A 15,354-nucleotide genomic window follows, 5' to 3' on the forward strand; every position below is an offset into this window, starting at 1 on the left:
AAATGTCAGTTGGAAAACAGTATATTCGCGGCGGCCTCGCTCTCATCATCGGCCTTGCAGGCGTTCTGATGGTGCTGTGGGCGTGGCAGTTGCCGCCTTTCAAACACACCGTCGAGACAACCGATAACGCCTATGTCCGTGGACAGGTGACGGTTATCAGTCCGCAGGTCGCCGGTTATGTCACCAAGGTCAATGTCAACGACTATCAAGCCGTAAAACAGGGCGACCTACTGTTTGAGATCGATAGCCGCAGCTATCAGCAGAAGCTGGATCAGGCGCTGGCCGCACTCAACAGCAAGAAGGCAGCCCTGGCCAATTCAGAACAGAGCCAGCGTTCGGCTGAAGCGACGATCCAGTCGCGGCAGGCACAGATTTCCGGCGCCAAGGCAGCACTTGAGGTGGCCGAAGCCAATGCAAAGCGCGTCGAGGCCTTGCTGCCGCGCGGTGTGACCACGCAAAGTTCTGCCGATACGGCTCACGGCACCCTGCTTCAGGCGCAGGCCTCCGTCGAGGAAGCTCAGGCAGCGCTGGCCGTCGCACAACAGGACCTGCAGTCCATTATCGTCAATCGCGACAGCCTCAATGCCGATATCGCCAATGCGGAAGCAACCGTTGAACTGGCGCGGATCGACCTGCAGAACACCCATATCATTGCCCCGCGTGACGGTACGCTCGGCGAAGTGGGCGTGCGTCTCGGTCAATATGTGACAGCGGGAACGCAGCTCGTCTCCGTCGTACCAAGGATCAAATGGGTAATGGCGAATTTCAAGGAAACTCAGCTCTACGGCATGAAGATTGGCCAGCCGGTCACATTCACCGTTGATGCGCTGCGTCATGCGGAATTGAAGGGGCACATCGAAGCTTTCGCGCCTGCTGCCGGTTCCGAATTCAGCGTCATCAAATCCGACAACGCGACCGGCAACTTCACCAAGATCACCCAGCGCCTTTCCGTTCGTATCGCCATCGATGAAGATCAACCGGATGCGGCACGTCTAGTGCCCGGCATGTCGGTGGTCGTCCGTGTCGACACACATGCTGAGCCAGTTGCAAACTAAAACAACCGCAACTTACGGGCATGGAACGCCTCGGCGTAGGTCTCAGGCGCGCGGCATTCCATGCCGCGTAGCCGGGCAAGCCCGCGAAAGGTTTCCGCGTCAAACCAGTCCTTCGAGCGCTGCGTGCCGAAGTGTTTCATCAACAGGTCGATCTTGCGATCCATGATCGCAGCCGGCAGCGCCGAATAGGCGTTGGGCTGGCCCAGATCGCCATCCCATTTCGGGATTTCATATTCAAGGATCACCTGATCCCGAAACAGGTTCCATGTCAGCTCGTTGACCGTGCGGTGGTCCTGATGCGCATCGCCATGGCGATGAGTAAAGACCATATCCGGCTGCCCTCGCCCGCGCTGTTCGATCAGCCATTGTTTGATCTCACGGCTTTGCGCCGGGAAATAGCTATCCTCGAACGAGGCAAGATGAATGTTGAAACTGTCGATCCCGCGCAGAAAATCGCGCGCGGAAGCCTCTGCCTCCGCGCGCCTTTCTTCGTTTCCCGACAAAACACACCACTCCACATGCAATGGCGTGCCGCTCTCGATCAGGCTCAGAAGCGTGCCGCCGCAACCGATTTCGATATCGTCGGAATGCGCGCCCAGACAAAGCAACTGCAGCGGACGGCTCTGATTTGCGAGCGAGCGCAGATCGATCATAGCGCTATCGCGACATTGGTAGCGCGTCGTTCGGCCTCTTCCGCCTTGTGCTTCTTCCAGGGCATGTCGCCCTTCTCCACCATATCCTCAAGCGTCTGCCAGTCGCGCAGCGTATCCATGGAGCGCCAGAAGCCCTCATATTTATAGGCCATGAGCTGGTTTTCAGCGATCAATCGCCCAAAGGGCTCAAGCACCAGTTCCTCGCCTTCGCGCATATAGTCGAAGATTTCCTTGCGGAAGAGGAAGTAGCCGCCATTGATCCAGATATCGGAGGTGTTCGACGTCCGGAAAGCCCGCACGTCTCCGCCTTCGGCAATATCTGCAAGGTGATAGGTCAGCGGCGGGCGGACGGCGAGGAAACAGGCAATCTTACCGCTGGCACGGAAACGTTCCGTCATGTCGTCGAGGTCGACATCACTGAGCCCGTCGCTGTAATTGGCGAGGAACATCTCCTCATTCGCCACATGCGACCGTGCGCTCCAGAGCCTCTCGCCGATATTGCGCCAAATCCCCGTATCGAGCAGCGTCACGCTCCAGTCACGATCCACTTCCTCAAGCAATTGCACATTGCGTCCGCCATCCGAAACCACACAGTCCGCGAAGGTCTGCGGGCGGATCGTCAGGAAGAAATCCTTCACGACATTGGCCTTGTAGCCCAGGCACAGAACGAACTCATTGTGCCCGTAGTCGCTGTAATATTCCATAACGTGATGCAGGATCGGCTGATGGCCGAGCGGAATCATCGGCTTCGGGATGTTCTCCGAATATTCGCGGATTCTGGTTCCAAGACCGCCGCAGAACAGAACGACTTTCATGACTTACCGCTCCTCTGTGAGTAGTGCCGGGTCAATCAACGTGACGTGTGGGATCGGAATGATGAACTTCGCGCCCCACTCGACCACGTGCTGCATCTGCCGGATGATCTCGTCCTTGAAGTTCCACGGCAGGATGAGGATGTAATCGGGCCGGTATTTGTCGATCGCCGACACATCGTAGATCGGAATGTGCATGCCTGGCGTGAAACGCCCGTGCTTGTACGGATTGCGATCGACCGTGAAATCCAGGAAATCCGTGCCAATGCCGCAATAGTTCAGAAGCGTATTGCCCTTGCCCGGCGCGCCATAACCGCAGATGCGCTTGCCGGCATTCTTGGCTGCGATCAGGAAGGACAGAAGATCGCGCTTGGTGCGCCGCGTCTTTTCGGCAAACTGCTCATAGGTCGAAATCTCGTTGAGGCCGAAACTCTCTTCGCGCTTCAGAAGCGCCGCCACACGCGGTCCTGCCTTCCGCTTGCTGCTGTTATGCGCAAGATACACCCGGAGCGACCCGCCATGGGTTGGCAGTTCCTCCACGTCGATGACCTTCAGGTGATGGCGGTGCGCCATGTACCGGATCGTCAGCAACGAGAAATACGAGAAATGCTCATGATAGATCGTGTCGAACTGGTTTTGTTCGATAAGATTGGCGAGATGCGGAAACTCCAGCGTAATCACGCCTTCCGGCTTCAGCAACAGCTGCAGACCACGCACAAAGTCATTGAGATCAGGGACTTGCGCCAGAACGTTGTTACCGATCAGGAGGTCGGCCTTGCGTCCTGTGCCAACCAGTTCGGCAGCGAGCGTCGAGCCAAAGAAATCCACGCGCGTCGGCACGCCCTTGGCAATGGCCGTTTCGGCCACATTGGCCGCCGGTTCGATGCCGAGGATCGGGATGCCCTTCGGCAGGAAATGCTGCAGGAGATAACCATCATTGCTGGCGATCTCGACCACGAAGCTGTTTTCGTTCAGTCCCAGCCGCTCGGTTATCTCGTCGCAATAGGTCTTCGCATGGCTGACCCAGCTGGTGGCGAAAGACGAGAAATAGGCATATTCAGTGAAAATCTCGGCAGGCGAGAAATACTCCTTCAACTGCACCAGATAACAATGATCGCAGACAAGCGCGTAGAGCGGGTAGTAAGGCTCCATGCGGTCGAGGCGATCCGCCGTAATGAAGCTTTCGCAAGGCGGCGACATCCCAAGATCAACAAAGGTGTGTTTGAGTAGTTTACCGCACAGGCGACAGCCGGTCTGCTCTTGCGCCATGCTCGTGCTCCGCGAAATATCCGGCGTCTGGATGGTCATACGTCGTTCCTCGCCTCAACGAACCTTCGGACTGGTCCGTTACGGGTTGATGGGGTTGAACTCCGATCCACGTCGGATAATCAAAACTACTAAGCGGCCTAAAAATTGCCGAGACTGTCATCAGGGGCGAGCCGTACATACGATCGGGCGCAACATTCACCGGACGGACTACGAGGAGTAGGTACCCGATCTTCACCCTATGGCGACGTGGGCGTAGGCACCTACCTCATTCGGACAGGTTGGCCTCGCCCGGAAGGCTATTTGGATGCATCGAAGAAACTTCTATCGCCCGATAATCCCGCTGTCAGAATGCGCATGTATGGAAATCGGAGCAAAACATGCGTTTCACTTCGCTCAACATCGATGGCGCCTGGTCTATCGAGCCGGAAAGGCTTGAAGACGAGCGCGGCTGGTTCGCGCGGGTCTATTGCGAAGCCGCCTTCGCGGAGCGGCAGATGGAAACGCATTTTCCGCAGCACAGCCTGTCTTTCTCACGCGAAGAAGGAACATTGCGCGGCCTTCACTACCAGAACGAGCCACATTCGGAGACCAAACTCGTCACCTGCCTGCAGGGCGTCATCTGGGATGTTCTGGTCGATCTGCGCCCGCATTCACCCACCTACAGGCGCTGGGCCGGCGTGGAACTATCCGCCGAAAACGGCGTCCAGCTCTACATCCCCGAAGGCTGCGCACACGGCTTCCAGACCCTGACGTCTGACGTCCTCGTGCGCTACATGATCTCGAAGCCCTATGCGCCTGATTATGCGACAGGTTTACGCTATGACGACCCGTCGCTCGGCATACCATGGCCGAACAGGCCAAGCGTCATTTCCGACAAGGATCTGGCCTGGCCGCTGCTTTAGCTCTCCACCAACAAGCCTGCATCACGGAGCCGGTCTGCGGCATCGGCAAGGGTTGCGAATGGCAGTTTCGCACGTTCTACCATATCGAGAATGGAGTGCTCGCCATCCGCCAGATTGAGCACCCACAGCAGTGCCATGGCGTTTTGCGCGGCGCGACTGTCTCCGCCCATGTTTCCATAAAGGCCACGCCGCCCGAGTTGCGGCTCCCCCTTTGGCGACGTGTTCAGCGGAAGCCAGTTTCGCTCAGCAATTTCAACAGCCTGCAAGACCATGTTGAGCGATTGCTCAAGATAGTCCGGTTTGATGAAATCGAGATTGTCGGCCGATGTATGATATTCTGGAAAGGTGCCATAGAGACTACGCTGGAACATGCCGACCGGCAGGTTGAATCCGGGTGAACAGAACTGGCGCTCGTCATAGCCGTAGGGCCAGAAATCATGCATCGTCGCATTGGTACACCCGGCAAGAACATGCCCCATGATGCGATCAATCTCCGCATCGCCGCGACGGCTGCGCTTGTAATTCGGCCCGCCAGCATCGCCAACGCAGGACAGGACCAGCCCGTGCCGGACCAGCCCCAATTGCTCTTCATTCTGCTTTAGCCATGCAAGAGCGCCGAAAGTCGCCGGGCCGAAAAGCAGCCGGTAGGTCAGGCGCGTGCGCCGTGATTGCAGCACTTCGCCAAGACGCGCCAGCAGCGCCAGCCCGGAACAATTGTCATTGGCCAGCGACGGGTGGCAAAGATGTGCCGACAGGATGAACGTCTCGTCGGTTTCTCCCCGGTGAATGAACTCACCAAAGGTCAGAAAACCGTCGCGGCGTTCCGCATCAATCACAACGTCATAATCGCCGTCCTGCATCGACAGTAACTCGTTATGCGTCATGCAGAAGCCCCACGCTTCCGCATGGTAGCAGGTGCGATAGGGAATGAGGTCCGGCTGATCAGGCAGCGTATGAATATGCTCCTTCAGCGCGTTGAGTGGCATTCGCGCCCGCACAGGCACGCTGAAATTCACCACATGCAGATTGTGCCGGGCAAAATCAACGACACGATTGCCGTTCATGTCCGCGATATAGGCCTCACGAATGATCCATTCCTGCGGCGCTTTCCAATCATAAAGCGGAGTGCCGGTTGGAACCTGATGAACCGTCAACGGCAGATGTTCCCCGATGACGGCAAGCGTTTCGCGCACGCCATCACCGGCGAGACTGCGGCAGACTGGATAGAGGCGGGCAGCAAGATCGTAGATGGCTATCCCGTTCGACAACGGCGGAATGGCAATTTCAACGCCCTTGTGCCCGCCCCCCGTATCCATCACGCCGTTGCCCGAAGCGGTTGCGGTTCATCGTCGGCGCGCCGCAGATCGGCATCCAAGACCCCTTCCGCAATCAGCTTGCGAATATGCGCAATGCGCTGGAAGCGCGGGCCCTCAAACTCCTCAAGCGTCAGCGTCGAGCGGCTATAAGCGGCAAGCAGTTCGCGCGTCCCGGCAACGGCATCCCATTCCGGTTTTGCCTCCGGCAGCACCCGAGCCAGCTTTTCGAAGCTGACGCGATAGGAGCGCGTATCCGGTCCGGCATCGTCTGCATATTCGATACGGCAATCGGGAACATTCTCGGCGACGATGCCCGCAATGTCGCGGATGCGGTAGTTATGCTCCGTCGAACCGACATTGAAAGCTTCGTTCCAGACTTTTTCGCGCGGTGCTTCCATAGCCGCCATGAAGGCGCGGGAAATATCGCGGATATGCACGATGGGTCGCCAGGGCGTGCCATCCGATTTGAGATAGATCAGCCCCTTCGTCACCGCCCATGCCACGAGATTGTTGAGCACGATGTCGAAACGCAGGAAAGGCGAAACACCATAAGCCGTTGCTGGACGCAGATAGACCGGGCAGAAGCTTGAATCTGCCAGTTCCCGGATCTCCTGTTCCGCCCGCACCTTGGACCGGCCATAGGCCGTTACCGGTTTCAATTCACCAGTTTCGTCGATCAAATCAGCATCGCTGATGCCGTAATTGCTGCAGGATGATGCAAACAGAAAACGCCCGACACCTGCCCGCTTGGCCGCTTTCGCCATGGCGACACTTGCCCGGTGATTGATGTCGTAGGTCAATTCCTCATTGAGATTACCCAGCGGATCATTGGAGAGCGCGGCTAGATGAATGACCGCGTCGAACCCTTCCAGATCGCGCGGCGACACATCGCGCACGTCCTTTCGGATGGTCGGCACGTTCATAACGGCACCGCCTTCTTCAAAGAGGCAATGTTCGTAAAGGCCGATGTCATAGCCGGACACTTCATGCCCCGCATTCATGAGGACCGGTACCATGACCGATCCGATATAGCCCTGATTGCCCGTAACCAGTACTTTCATGTCCGACTCCTCAAGCTTTGATAAATGCATGTTAGCCAGAGAGGACAGGAGCGACGACTTGACCGAAGGCATGCCCGATTAGGACATGCGTTTATGAAAAGCGTGAAAGGGCGTATCGCCTACCTCTTTTGGATGGGTCGCAGATGCTCGTCGCTGCCGATCAGCAGAATCCAATCGGTTCCGCCGCCGGAATTTTGCACCTGCTTCGGCGTGTAGGTGGCAATCGGCCCCTCCACCCTCGGCTGGCCTGCATCGGCAAACTTGCCGGAAACAGGGTCATACCAGACGGCCTTCCGGCCATCTTTCACGACATTTTTCTGTACCTTGAAATCGTTGGCGTCCCCGTAAACCACCGACAAAGTGCCATCAGGCAGCGATACGGCATAGCTTTTCGCGCTGACCAGAACAGCTCCTTCGCCATCTGGTTTAAGTTGCGGCCAGGGCAGTTTGTCGAAGAGCCTCTTCAACGCCGTCATCGACTGTGCGCCGGGGCTGTCGAGCGCTTCCCGCCAGCTGCGATCAGCAGTGAAAACACCCGGCCCGGTAAAATGCCAGATGGGATTATTGCCAAAGAACTGTCCGGCAGCACCGGCAAGCAAAGCACCATAGGCGTTGCGCCGGATCATCTGTGCGGTCGTCTCCCGCTCGAACTCATAGCCCCCCTCCAGCAAAATAACGGGCATTTTGTTCGGTCTGCGCCGCTCGGAAACCGTGGCATGCACATCGTCATAGGTATAAACCGTATCGAAACTCAGCCAGGACTGATCGGCCCAGAGTTCCGCCGTATTCGTCTTGCGGCCAGAGTGCACCGTCTGGAGGGCGTCTGGATCAACGCGCGCTATGCCCTCAGCCATTTGAGAGACAAGCCGCTGATCCGGTGCATTAAAATCGCCGCCCAAGACCCAGACTATATTATGAAATTCCTTAAATCGTTGGGCTATCGCCTCGCCATAGACGTGCATTTTCAGTGGACCGGCGACCTCAGCCTTCGAGAACCAGCCCTGACTGTTACCGTTCACGCCCAGATAGGCGGGAGCCAGAAAAACAACTATCCCCAATTGCTCCGCCCGCCCGACCACCCAAGCGGCGTGATCAAAGTATTTCGGGTTGAGATCGCCAAAGGCATCGCCCTTGAACGGTTTTTCACCATAGGCATTGGCGGGTGGATGACGGGAGAAATAGTGTTCGACAAGATTGACCAGAATGGCGTTGAAACCGCGCTTCCGGCGATCCTGCAGATAGATCTCGACATCCTCGCGCTTCAGTTCGGCGATCAACGACCAGGCAGTATCGCCCTGCAGCAAAAACGGTTTACCCGTAGCATCCTCGAAAATGCGCCGATCCTGGCTGATCTTGATCGGGAACGAAGCAGCTGCATCGGACGATCCTGCTGCCATTAACAGCAGGATCGTGGCGATCATGGCCGCTGCAAAACGTTTCATCGCATCGTCGGCGGATAGGTCGGCGCTTCATTGAAGCGGCGATAGACCACCTGTGAAGGACGTCCGGTCAGATAAGAGCTTACACCGTCGTTCAACGCCCGGACGTAAACGTCGAGCGCACCGTCGATGGCATCCACCGTGCGCGCAATGTCGGTGTCGCTGTGGGTATAGCTCACGACCAAAGATGGCATCAGCACACCGCGCCGGATCGTTTCCTGAAGAAACAAAGTACGAAATGCCTGCGACGGCTGCCCTTGCTCGTCGAGCGTTCCATAGGCAAGGCAGCAAGGACGCCCGAACAGGCGAACATGGTTCTGCAGGCCGTGACTGGCAATCGTCGCATTCACGCCCTCTGCCAGTTTGGAACCTTGCTCATAGAGCCTTTCGATCACCGGTTCGTCGCGATAGATGGTCATCGTGGCAATCGCGGCTGCCATGGCATGGGTTTCAGCGCCATGGGTGGTCGAAAGCAGGAAAACGCGAGGATGGTCGGTCTGTGTCAGTCCACCCAGCTGCATATATTCCGCCTTGCCTGCCAGCGCCGATATTGCAAAACCGTTGCCCAGCGCCTTGCCGAAACAGGACAGGTCCGGCTCGACATCATAAAGCTTCTGCGCGCCGCGCATATGCCAGCGGAAGCCGGTAATCATCTCGTCCAGAATGAACAAGGCTCCGTTTTCATGGGCGATGCGCTTTGCTTCCTGCAGGAAGTTGTTTTGCGGTTCGTCAGCCTTTGCAGGTTCGAGGATAATGGCTGCAATACGCCCCGGATAATCCTCGAACAGGGCTTCAACGCTTGCAATATCGTTGTAACGGAAAGTTGCCGTCAAAGCCGAAACCGAAGCTGGAATGCCTGCATTCATCTTCGTCGTTCCAATGAACCAGTCATCGGTCGAGAAAAATGGATGATCGGCACAACAGGCAATCATGTCACGTCCGGTATAGGCACGCGCCAATCGCACCGCGCCGGAGGTCGCATCCGAACCGTCCTTGCAGAATTTCACCATCTCGGCGCTGTCGATCAGCTCCAGAAAACTTTCCGCGCATTCGACTTCGATGGCACTTGGGCGCGTAAAATTACATCCGTCCTGCAAGGCGTCGCGCACGGCGCGCACGACGGGCGGGTAGGCATGGCCAAGCCCGACCGCACGATTGCCCATGCCATATTCGATATATTCATGGCCATCGACGTCGAAGACATGCGAACCGGACCCGCGCTGGATGAACCCAGGCGCGAGTACCGGATACTGGTCGTCACCCTTGGCATAGGTGTGACAGCCGCCCGGAATGAGCGCGTGCGCCTTGCTGGCGAGCAACTGAGAATTGCGGAACTGCGATGTGAAAAGGTTCATGCCCCTTCTCCTTTCTTATTCACAGATCATGCTGCCGACCATCTCGTATGCAGGCGCTCGCGCACCTGACGCAGCCAGTTCTTTACCGGTTTTGGCAAGCGACTGCGCAAACTGGAATGAAGTGCGTTCGGCATCGACCATTGCGAAAGCGCCAGTGGTGGCGCAATGGCTGGGCGATCCTCCGCGAGATGTTCGAGAAGACCGGCATAGGCTCGACCAGCAATATCGTTGTCGAAGACCGTTTCCACTTTCTGCTGGGCGGCGGCTGCCATGCCGGCAAGTAGCTCTCGGTCGCGTGCAAGCCGGTTGATATGACGCGCTGCCTGACGGAAATCGCCGACAGGAAACAAGAGCCCGTCCTCGCCATCGGTGACAATCGTATCGGTCACACCAGCGATCTTCGAGACGACCGCCGGGCATCCCTGGCTCATCGCTTCAATGAGCGTCAGGCCGAAACCTTCAAAGCGTGACGGCATGATCATGACGTCATGCTGGTTCACCAGCCAGGGAACATCGGCAGGCGCAACCCAGCCACTAAAACTCACCTTGTCGCCGAAAGGCGCAAGACGATGCCGCAGCTGTTCCAGATCGGGACCATTACCGGCGACCGTCAGGTGATAGGAGCAATCGAGCTCGCGCAGAATATTCGGCAGCCAGAAAATGCCCTTCGAGTTGTCTTCCATCCGCCCCAGATAAAGCAGGCGAAGCGGGCCGGACTCATCCGGCTTTTGAACATTGCGCGACAAGTGAATGTCCCGGTTCAGTCCATGCGGGATGACAAGCGTGCGCGACGCATCGAAACCATGCTGGCGCACGAGATCGTCGCGGCAGCGTTTTGAAACGCCGACAGTTGCGTGAACATGATCGCGGATTGCCCGCGCCGCCGCGTAGGTGCCGGGTGTGATATTGTGCACGATCATGATGCGCAGAATATCGGCGGGCAGATAGCGCGCCAGATTGGTTTCGAAACGGTTCGCAAGAACATTGACGAAAACGGCGTCGAAATGGTTTTCGCGCAGGAAGCTGATCATATGCCTTGCGCGGGTTTCTTCATCCAGCACACCCATGCGGTCGATGGCATCGCCCTTGCGAAGCGCATCATCAAGCCCCTGCCCTGTCGGCACATTGACCGTATCGCCAGCAGCGCCTGCAGCAAGCCAGCGAAGCTCTATGCCCGACTGGGCAAGCGAGGCGCGCAGACGCGTGAAAACCGAATAGGTCCCGCCTATGTGAGGACGGACAAAGTAAGCACATTTCATGGCCAGAACCTTGTTGCCACAGAAACACCTCAGGGGAGACAAGACTTCGAGGGAACAACTCCCTCGAAGCCTTACTCCGGTATATCGGGGGGCAATGGATATACCGCTGGCCAGTGTATCGAAATTGCTCTGCCACGCATTTCGGCTATGAGGGGTACACCCCATCCTACAATAGAGTATGGTGTTCACCCTTCTGCCAGTTTTCCTGCAGGTCGGTCTGGCCTAAGCTTGTCGGCGCAGCGGGAGACACGCGCATGAGAATAGGACTTTTCGGGCAGTTTGGTTCCGGCAATACCGGCAATGACGGTTCGCTGGAAGCCATGTTGCAACTCTTGAAGCGTAACTGTCCCGACGCACAGCTTGTCTGCATCTGCTCCAAACCCGATATCGTTGCGCAGACATTCGATCTTTCAGCTCATCCGGTCTCCCAGCCCGATCCATCCAACTGGCTGCTCCGGGCAGTCAACAAAGCGATGCTGCATTTTCCCCGACGAACAGTCGGTTTCAGTTGCGCGCTTCTGCTTGCTTCTCAGCTCGATCTCATCATTGTGCCGGGTACAGGCATACTGGATGACTTCAACGAGAACCCCTTTGGCTGGCCTTTTGCAGTACTGCGTTGGTCGCTGGCGGCCAGACTGACCGGCACGCGCATGATCTTCGTGTCGATCGGCGCCGGACCGGTCGATCATCGATGGAGCCGGTTCTTCATCCGTCAGGCTGCAATGCTGGCGTCTTTTCGTTCCTATAGAGATCAAATCTCTCATGACTTCATGAAACAGCTGGGCGTAAAACCCGCTCAGGATTTCGTCAGTGCTGATATCGCCTTTGCATTGCCAACGGTTCCTGATCAAAATCGGGATAGGCCGGAACAATGTGTGGGCATCGGCGTGATGACTTATCGCGGGTGGAAAAAGATGGAGAAGGATGGCGATGCCATCTACAGGGACTATGTCTCCAAAGTAACGACACTGGTGACCAGGCTTCTGGCCAGCGGGCGTCAGGTGCGTCTGCTGATCGGAGACAAGGGCGACATAGAGGCGGCTCGCGATATACTGGAGCAGCTCGCTCCGGCGGAAGCGAACAAAGTCGCATTTGAACCATCCGCTTCCCTGCACGAACTCATGCAACAGATCGCCAGAACCGACGTCGTTATCGCAAGCCGCTACCATAATATCGTCTGCGCGCTGGCCATGGGACGCCCCACAATCTCCATGGCTTATGCGAGCAAAAACGACGCTTTGTTGCACGATACCGGACTGGCGGTATTCTGCCACCGGATTGACAGTTTTGATCCTGAAACAATCCTCTCCCAGGTCGACTTTGCTTTCGAGCATCAAACGATTTTGACCACGCAGGTGAAAGCCGGTGTGGAGCGCTATCGCAGCCGGCTGGCACGACAGGAAGAGCTTCTTCACACCACATTTCTCGACAATGTCAGGAGTACGGCTGATCCAGCCATTCAGTCACTACGACCGAACTAGTACGTGTTTGGAAGAGCCCTATCTTTTTGTTTTTACACGCATCTTGATCCGAAAATCGTTTCGGATTTCTCGGGATGCGTTCTAGGCGCCACGTCCGCTTCGCCACGCGGAACGCTTCAACAGATAGTCGAAGGGTGGCATGACAGCGAGCAAGGGCTCCCGCTTCAGCGCGAATGCCATTAGCGAACCCGCCACTTTCGGCCTCCGCGCCAAATTGGAGATCGCTGACCAATAAGCCCGTTTGGTAAGGCAATCCTGAACCATTGCAAACAGACGGTGTTGATGCGGCAAGCTGGCACCTTCATGATCGAAGAAGGACCGGAATCCTGCCTCGAACTCGCGGTTCCAGGACAGAATACCATTCACCGTCGCCGACCGGTTCTGGGGATGCGACCGCGCAAAAGCCTGTATCTGGCCGGTAGCGGCGACGGAACCGCGTGTGGCAATGCGAAGCCACATTTCGAGATCGTCAGTATGGGAAAGCGACGTGCGGTAATATCCCATCTGTTTCTGGATCGCAGTCCTCACAACCGCAGTCGGGCCTGTAACCGGGTTAAACGCATGCCGGCAGGCAAACTCAATGAATTCTTCCCCGGACCATATCCGCCACTCGTCCGAAGCGGGGGACGTGGCACCTGTCACGCGAGCTTCACCATCGTCGGCTTTTATCCGGCCCGTCGCGCCATGCGCGAGATGAACGTCGTCGCGTTGCGACAGCATTCTTGTCGCCCTCTCCAGAGCCCCTCTCGCCAGCAGATCATCCGAACACAGGATCAGGAAATATTCCGATGCGGCCCAGTCTATGCCCTCGTTGAACGAAGCATGCGGCCCCAGGTTTTTCTGACGGAGCAGCAGCTGGACACGGCTATCGCCGGCCGCAAGGCTCTTGGCAACCTCGACGCTATTATCTGTCGAGGCATTGTCGATGATCAGCAGACGGACATTGACGCCTGATTGTTGCAAGACGCTGTTGGCGCAGGCGGAAAGATAGCGACCATAGTTGAAGTTGGGAATAACAACGTCGATTGTCGGCTGTTCCAATTTGCATTTGTCCATGACAGGCCGTCCTATTCTGCAGGGGTCGACGCCGATCGGGGCACAAGCCGCGCCCGAAGCTTTCCGAAAAGCCAGCTCAGCGATGGCTCGACCTCGGCAGCGAAGGGATGGCGCACTAGGAATAGCGCGCCCAGCCAACTCACCACCGCGATGAGGCCCATCACGACGCCTCTGGTCCAGGGGATTTCCAGCGAGAAGCCATCAGCGGCAACCATTGCAAGCGGTATGGCCAGCGCAATCAGAGTCACAAGACCGCTTTTCAGCAATTCCCGACCAAGTACGGCATAGGAAAAGGCCACGTGCCTGCGCACGAAAACGATGGCTATGACCATCTGTATGGGCAAGCTGATGAACTGACCCAGCGCGACGGCAAGCAGCCCATAAAATGCAGCTGTGCCTATAACGGTGAGTGCGACCAGCCGCGAAATGAGGTTGGACAGGAAAGCTTCGCGATTTTCACCCAATGCCATCAGCAAGGGATAGGTCAAGATCGCAGGAAACCAGAAGAGGCAGGCAAGGCTGAGGATCGCCACTATGGGCACGCATTCAGTCCAGTCGGGGCCGAGAACGATGTGCACTGCCGGATAGGCGAGCAGCGCCAGCAATGCCTGTGCCGGCCAGTAGGCGACGGTAATATAGGACAAGGCGCGGATGTATGACTGGCTGATATCCGCTCCGGCACGAACTTGCGCCGAAAGCATCGGGAACGCCACGGTGAAGACGGCTGAAAGGATGATGCGATCCGGCAGACCGCTCAAAGTGTCGGCACGGTTGTAAATGCCAACTGCCGATATGGGCATGAAACGCCCGAGCAGAAGCTGCGGAAGCGTCATGCAGATCTTGTTCAGACCAGCATTGCCTCCAAGATAAATCCCGAACCGCCAGGCCGTGTCGAAACTGGCCAATGACGGGCGGAACAGATTTTTCAAAGGGTGGATCGAGACAGCCAGCCCCGTTGTTGTCAACGCGCTTGCCAGTAGTCCGAAGGCAAAACACATATGCCCGAAACCGCTGAAGGCCATGGCAATGGTTACCAATGCGCCCAGACCGGCCCCGGCGGTGCGGATGCGCGCCAATGTTCCGAAGGCCATGTCGCGCTTCAGCAATGCGACAATCGGTAAGGACAGGCTTTCGACCAGCGCGGCCACAATCGTGATGCTGAGAAAAAGCTTCAACTTCGGATCGTTATAGGATTCGGCGAAGTATCCGAGTGCAAAATACAGGATCAGCGACAGCAGAACCGTTACACCCATCAGAAAGGTAAGCGAAGTCCGGATGTCCTGATCGCGTACCTTATCGATCTTTATCAAAAATTCGGGACTGGCGAATTCACGCAGCGAAAACACGACTGCCGTAAGGCTCAAGCCTATCACACCCATTCCGGTTTCGGCTGGCCCCAGAACACGTGACACCGCAGCCACCGTCACAAAGTTGAAGAGCAGCCCTGCATATTGTTCGAGCGCCGCCATGAGGAAACCCCTGCGACTGCCATTCATGATCCGCTCCAACAGGTATTCTCTGGCACCGCCAGCGTTTTCTGCATCATCGTTTCATCCCCCATTCATGACAGCGCGGGCAAAAGCGTCCGCAGGCGCAATTTTCCAATCCTCGCTCAGAATAATCCTTTGCCACAGGCACGAAATGTCGCCCTTGGTGTTAGCACCTGACCTGAAAGGAGTATGCGGCACGCTCTAAA

At 57.0% G+C, this 15,354-nt stretch carries 13 protein-coding genes; 3 read left to right on the forward strand and 10 right to left on the reverse strand.

The genetic code is table 11. From position 1 onward, the window contains the following. Positions 1 to 2: 2 nt before the first annotated feature. The gene (locus OHI65_RS00820) at positions 3 to 1,055 is read left to right on the forward strand and encodes an HlyD family secretion protein (RefSeq protein ID WP_125300703.1); all 1,053 of its coding nucleotides are present in this window, start codon (positions 3 to 5) and stop codon (positions 1,053 to 1,055) included. On the opposite strand, the gene OHI65_RS00825 is transcribed toward OHI65_RS00820, so the two are convergent. From OHI65_RS00825 to OHI65_RS00835, 3 genes are read right to left on the reverse strand one after another with little or no spacing between them, the layout of a single operon-like run. Then, positions 1,052 to 1,708, reverse strand: a complete 657-nt coding sequence (locus OHI65_RS00825) for a PIG-L deacetylase family protein (protein ID WP_029927687.1) — start codon at positions 1,706 to 1,708, stop codon at positions 1,052 to 1,054. The two genes, OHI65_RS00820 and OHI65_RS00825, sit on opposite strands and share 4 nt — an antisense overlap. After that, a complete protein-coding gene (locus OHI65_RS00830; protein WP_125300704.1) occupies positions 1,705 to 2,523 on the reverse strand; it encodes a sugar phosphate nucleotidyltransferase in 819 nt (272 codons plus the stop codon). The genes OHI65_RS00825 and OHI65_RS00830 overlap by 4 nt, the downstream gene beginning before the upstream one ends. A gap of 3 nt (positions 2,524 to 2,526) precedes the next feature. Then, positions 2,527 to 3,828, reverse strand: coding sequence for a class I SAM-dependent methyltransferase (locus OHI65_RS00835; RefSeq protein WP_036586513.1), 1,302 nt, complete (start codon positions 3,826 to 3,828; stop codon positions 2,527 to 2,529). 338 nt (positions 3,829 to 4,166) lie between these two features. On the opposite strand from OHI65_RS00835, the gene rfbC reads away from it, so the two are divergent. Then, positions 4,167 to 4,691 (forward strand): dTDP-4-dehydrorhamnose 3,5-epimerase, encoded by a 525-nt coding sequence (rfbC, locus tag OHI65_RS00840; protein WP_010658587.1) that lies wholly within the window; start codon positions 4,167 to 4,169, stop codon positions 4,689 to 4,691. Here rfbC and OHI65_RS00845 read toward each other — a convergent pair. The 5 genes from OHI65_RS00845 to OHI65_RS00865 form a co-directional block, all read right to left on the reverse strand. Next, a complete protein-coding gene (locus OHI65_RS00845; protein WP_125300720.1) occupies positions 4,688 to 6,007 on the reverse strand; it encodes a DUF4910 domain-containing protein in 1,320 nt (439 codons plus the stop codon). The genes rfbC and OHI65_RS00845 overlap by 4 nt on opposite strands. Beyond that, positions 6,007 to 7,068 (reverse strand): NAD-dependent epimerase/dehydratase family protein, encoded by a 1,062-nt coding sequence (locus tag OHI65_RS00850; protein WP_125300705.1) that lies wholly within the window; start codon positions 7,066 to 7,068, stop codon positions 6,007 to 6,009. The genes OHI65_RS00845 and OHI65_RS00850 overlap by 1 nt, the downstream gene beginning before the upstream one ends. Positions 7,069 to 7,187: 119 nt before the next feature. Next, a complete protein-coding gene (locus OHI65_RS00855) occupies positions 7,188 to 8,510 on the reverse strand; it encodes a DUF4038 domain-containing protein (RefSeq protein ID WP_125300706.1) in 1,323 nt (440 codons plus the stop codon). Next, positions 8,507 to 9,862: a glutamate-1-semialdehyde 2,1-aminomutase gene (locus OHI65_RS00860; RefSeq protein ID WP_264358713.1), complete on the reverse strand. Its 1,356-nt coding sequence runs from the start codon at positions 9,860 to 9,862 to the stop codon at positions 8,507 to 8,509. Before OHI65_RS00860 ends, OHI65_RS00855 begins: the two co-directional genes overlap by 4 nt. A gap of 26 nt (positions 9,863 to 9,888) precedes the next feature. Continuing rightward, positions 9,889 to 11,121 carry a glycosyltransferase family 4 protein gene (locus OHI65_RS00865; protein ID WP_010658582.1) on the reverse strand — a complete coding sequence of 411 codons (1,233 nt, stop codon included), beginning with the start codon at positions 11,119 to 11,121 and terminating at the stop codon, positions 9,889 to 9,891. A gap of 254 nt (positions 11,122 to 11,375) precedes the next feature. On the opposite strand from OHI65_RS00865, the gene OHI65_RS00870 reads away from it, so the two are divergent. Then, positions 11,376 to 12,602 (forward strand): polysaccharide pyruvyl transferase family protein, encoded by a 1,227-nt coding sequence (locus OHI65_RS00870; protein WP_125300708.1) that lies wholly within the window; start codon positions 11,376 to 11,378, stop codon positions 12,600 to 12,602. An 81-nt stretch (positions 12,603 to 12,683) separates the two neighbouring features. On the opposite strand, the gene OHI65_RS00875 is transcribed toward OHI65_RS00870, so the two are convergent. Next, entirely contained in the window at positions 12,684 to 13,658 is a 975-nt protein-coding gene (locus tag OHI65_RS00875) for a glycosyltransferase family 2 protein (protein ID WP_125300709.1), read from the reverse strand. A gap of 11 nt (positions 13,659 to 13,669) precedes the next feature. Further along, on the reverse strand, positions 13,670 to 15,154 hold the full coding sequence (locus OHI65_RS00880) for an oligosaccharide flippase family protein (protein WP_125300710.1): 1,485 nt from the start codon (positions 15,152 to 15,154) through the stop codon (positions 13,670 to 13,672). Between the last annotated feature and the right edge of the window lie 200 nt (positions 15,155 to 15,354).

Origin of the sequence: Brucella sp. MAB-22, from assembly GCF_025908475.1 — a bacterium.
GTDB classification, from domain to species: domain Bacteria; phylum Pseudomonadota; class Alphaproteobacteria; order Rhizobiales; family Rhizobiaceae; genus Brucella; species Brucella anthropi.